The sequence below is a fragment of the Nocardia sp. NRRL S-836 genome (genome assembly GCF_001279525.1).
Classification (GTDB): domain Bacteria; phylum Actinomycetota; class Actinomycetes; order Mycobacteriales; family Pseudonocardiaceae; genus Lentzea.
Map to the genome: position 1 here is coordinate 1 of NZ_LGDY01000015.1, position 485 is coordinate 485.

Genomic DNA, 485 nt, shown 5'->3' on the forward strand with positions numbered 1-485 from the left:
CTTCATCGGCTCCTGGTGCCAAGACATCCACCGTATGCCCTTACTAACTTGCTACAAAGATGCTCGCATCCACTGTGCAGTTCTCAAAGAACAATCAGAAACCCCTGCGCCACTGCGTGATGCCTACCAACCTTGACGGCCGGCGGTTCATCCGCGGCAAGAGCCCGATCACCGAAAGACACAAAGAGCGTGTTCTCTCAGGACCCAACAGCGTACCGATCTGTTCACTCAGCCCTCACTGGACCTTTCCACGCAGGCAAGCCCGCAGTACTCACTCCAGCGACAACTGTGTGTCGAGCCAGCCAGCATCCACTAGTGAGCACCACCCCGCTTAAGCGGGTGTGGGTCTGCTTGCCGCTGAGACGTTCGCTCAGATCGACAAGAAGTGCTCCTTAGAAAGGAGGTGATCCAGCCGCACCTTCCGGTACGGCTACCTTGTTACGACTTCGTCCCAATCGCCAGTCCCACCTTCGACCGCTCTCCCC

Annotated in this window: 1 rRNA gene; it reads right to left on the reverse strand. The window is 57.5% G+C overall.

Annotation, left to right across the window (positions count from 1 at the left end):
• Positions 1-396 precede the first annotated feature (396 nt).
• Positions 397-485 (reverse strand): 16S ribosomal RNA (locus ADL03_RS04890); the annotation flags it as partial.